The organism is Bacteroides pyogenes, assembly GCF_014196225.1.
Classification (GTDB): domain Bacteria; phylum Bacteroidota; class Bacteroidia; order Bacteroidales; family Bacteroidaceae; genus Bacteroides; species Bacteroides pyogenes_A.
Genome location: NZ_JACIDI010000037.1, coordinates 1 through 3,355 on the forward strand (window position 1 = coordinate 1; position 3,355 = coordinate 3,355).

The 3,355-nt window shown below is 47.2% G+C and carries 3 protein-coding genes; all 3 read right to left on the reverse strand.

The genetic code is table 11. The features are described from left to right. Positions 1-130 precede the first annotated feature (130 nt). The 3 genes from GGR07_RS13690 to GGR07_RS13700 all read right to left on the reverse strand — a co-directional run bounded on the left by GGR07_RS13690 (position 131) and on the right by GGR07_RS13700 (position 3,343). Positions 131-1,297: a hypothetical protein gene (locus GGR07_RS13690; protein WP_034544107.1), complete on the reverse strand. Its 1,167-nt coding sequence runs from the start codon at positions 1,295-1,297 to the stop codon at positions 131-133. 78 nt (positions 1,298-1,375) lie between these two features. After that, complete coding sequence (locus GGR07_RS14000) at positions 1,376-3,112, reverse strand: hypothetical protein (protein WP_256680528.1); 1,737 nt, start codon at positions 3,110-3,112, stop codon at positions 1,376-1,378. A gap of 69 nt (positions 3,113-3,181) precedes the next feature. Beyond that, positions 3,182-3,343, reverse strand: a complete 162-nt coding sequence (locus GGR07_RS13700; protein ID WP_260168202.1) for a DUF3575 domain-containing protein — start codon at positions 3,341-3,343, stop codon at positions 3,182-3,184. Between the last annotated feature and the right edge of the window lie 12 nt (positions 3,344-3,355).

Sequence of the window (3,355 nt, forward strand, 5' to 3'; positions counted from 1 at the left end):
TGTAAACAAACAAATTTTAGTAAGAAAACAGAGCGGGATTCACATCAGGCCCTGCCGATAACTTAACTAATTAATACGTATGCAATTATGAATTCGTGCATAGTTTTTTATTATATCTTATTTCTCTTTTTTACAGGTTCGGTTTTACTGCAACAACTTGCCAGTTCTTAACGGTTACTTTCAACCAAACGCCTACGGCATTAGTGTTAGGAACAGTAGAAAGGTTGCTTTCATCAAATTTGAAGTCAGCTTTGCTGATGGTGTAGATTTTACCTTTTTCTAATTTTACAATGTTACCAAGGTTGTCTTTGAAACCTCTTACAGTGATAAACTGGTTGCCTGCGGCAAAAGTAATGCCACTGCTCGGTTTTGCTTGAAGGTTGCTCAGTTTGAATACAAGTTGAAGTTGTTTATTTACATCGGTGTTATTGCTAATGGGAGCAACTTGATATGTCCAACGTGGGTCTGGAGTGCCTGTAGGAGATACTGCTGCCGGGTTTCCTACAGAAGCAGATGCAGGTTCGTCGAAGAGTTTCCCCAAATTAGAGATAGTATAGAGTCCTTGGCCTTGTGCATAGTTACCAGGAGTTGCTCCATACTGTACCTGAGTACCTACAGAAGTGTCGTCTAATTTGAATTTTTCAAAGAAATTATTCACGTAGATACCATCCAATGTAAAACTTTGTACTGCACTAGTAGCTGTTGTTTCCAAACCTTCAATTTCAATGCGTGATACAGCTGGAGCGATTTCTACCTCTGCATATTTGTCGCCATTCTGGATAGCGGGTGCCCAAGTAGGGGGAGTAGGACCAGTGTAATCGGTCAGTGCCTTATCTTGTCCACTCAAAAGAATGTTAGTCATATCGCTTTGGCTTATGATATTGATTTCTACATTTTTCAAGTTGGCAACTGTTCCAGCAGTAGGCACTGATGTAGTAGTAGGAATGTTACCGTAAACAGTTACATGGGTAGCTGTTGCCGGTACATCCGCTATTTTTGTTCCGTCTTTCAAGTTTTGAAGCGTGATAGAAGTGCTCCCGTCTATTTTCACGTACTTCAAGATGTTTGCATTATCATGGAAATACACATGGAAGTTTTGTACGTTAACAGCAGTAGTAACATTGTAAGCACTTTCAGTTGTTCTTGTTCCTCCAGAAGACTGAAAATCCAATTTCATGAATACACTTTTTTCCCCTTTTTTCACATCGGGTACTTCGTTTCCTTCATTGCTGCACGCCGCGAAGATTGCTCCCAGCGCACAGATGGTCAATAAACTTTTGAATAGATTCTTTTTCATAATCATAAAAATTAAATTAATAAATAGAATAAATAATTAGAAACAGTTTTATATTTTGGCTATATCTATATTTTCGGGTTATTCGCCGCTCTCTCCTGCGGCGATCTTATCCAATTCTTCTCTCAGCCCCACGAATTGCGGTATCAAATCCGAAAGTTCGGGGTCCATGTTTACTCTGAGCACCATGTCCGGGTCCCTGCGGCAAGCCTCCAGCAGATGCTCTACGGCTTCGTAAGCATTTTGCAACCTTGCACATACTACCGCGTATGTATATTCTCTTCTCGCGGTTTTAGGGAGCTGGGTGAGCAGGTCTGCCGCTTCGCTGTGGTATCCCAGGCAGGTTAGGCACAAAGCCGTGTTGTAATCCGGGTATTTCTCCAGTATCTTTAGTGCGCTCTTGTATTCGCGTTCCTGCAGAAGCCGTAGCCCTTCGGCATATTCTCTGCCTTCCGGGGTATATGAAGGCTCGCTTCCCAAGCTGTCCGGAAGCGATTCTGTGCCGGAAGGTGCTACGGCAAAGCGTTCCAGTGCGGAACGGTCGAGCAGGTCGCTGAGCGAGGCGATCACAAACACAAGGGTATCTGAGGGGGCAGGCGACCAAGTGCTCAGATCGCTCGCTTCAACAATGCTGCCCAGGCGCAGTTGCAGTTTCTTCATCCCTTCGGTGACCGGTAGGGTAATTGCGTATGGATACATATAGTCTTTCCCCGGTATGCTCGTTTCACGCACTGCCACCGAGTCTATATAGGGATACCTTATCATGCGCTTGCGTATTTCCTCACGGTTGCGGTCGTTCATTTCGTTGAGCGCAATGTCATCGAAAAAATAACGGTTTCGTGAAATTTCCGTGGAGTCTCCGGCGGTGAAGGCGTAATTCCTGATATCCGATAGCGTGCGCCCTCCGGTGTACAAGTCCCTGTATTTTCCGGGCACTCGCCTGGCGGTGAGCTCCCTGTGCATTTTGTACATGGGCCAGAAGTTGACCTGTCTTTGGTATTTGCGGTGGTAAGCATTCCCCAGCCCAACTGTGTCTTTCCCCGTGATATATCTTTTGACTCTTTCCTCAATGCGTTTTCTGTCCAAACGGTGGCGCAACTTCGTCCGGTTGGCTTCGGTGCGCATGTTGAAGAAGTTCTGCCTGTCGAGCGTCATCCTTTTCCATTTCTCGTATGCCAGCTGCCTGTCACGTTCTTTGCCGTACAGGCCGTAGTACAGATCCTGCCTTTTGCGGATATCCTTGGCGATGCCTTTCCGGTCGAGGAATATGCTGTCGTAAGCCGAAGGGTCGATGATGCCTTTGAGGAACAGGTCGTACGCCTTGTAGTCCTCCTCCTGCATGCGGGAGAACCCGCTGCCCGCCAATACTACGGGGTGGAGTGCGGTTTCCGTGCTGTCGTTGGTCTTGAGCAAAGGGGTGAGCGTAACCCTCCAGCAGCTGTCTATGAGTATGCCGGGCACTTTGACGTTGAACTCCAGCCTGACAGAGCCCTGCCGGACAGTGACCTGCTTAACGACTTTCCGTGTGGCCACAATATCCACGCGGTCGAGTTCCACACTCCGCCATATGTCTGTCGCGCTGTCTTGTGCCGCCGTGGTGTTTCCCACCACGGTGTCGGTTCTTTGTTCGAAGCTGACTTTTTCCGATAATATTCCCGCCCGTCCTGTTTCTTCTTTGGGCAGTTCGACGTTGGGTCGGCGAGCCTGCATGAACAGGCGCATGGTTTTAGGCTCTCTTGAAGATGAGCACGAGAACATCAGGCTTGTCCCGATGCAAATTCCTGCAATGAATAATTTCTTATTTATGGCTTTCATCATACGTGATCTTTGTTTGAAAAAGTTATGGTATCGGTATAAGAACTAAAAACAATCAGAATCAGGTCTAAGCTAAAACAAGTATACCAGATTGACTGCCGTGCGTGTGGGCACGAGCCTTACCCCGTTGTCTTTGGCCACTCGTTTCCCGCAGTGCACGCACCTGAAACGCTCCCAGTCGGCCCATACGATTCCCGCTCCGAGTTCGAACTCGATGTTCCATCTCCTCGACAGGGGGCGTACCCA

Coding starts and splice junctions, on each gene's coding strand:
- GGR07_RS13690 (WP_034544107.1), bottom strand. CDS start 1,297: ATGAAAAAGAATCTATTCAAAAGTTTATTGACCATCTGTGCGCTGGGA.
- GGR07_RS14000 (WP_256680528.1), bottom strand. CDS start 3,112: ATGATGAAAGCCATAAATAAGAAATTATTCATTGCAGGAATTTGCATC.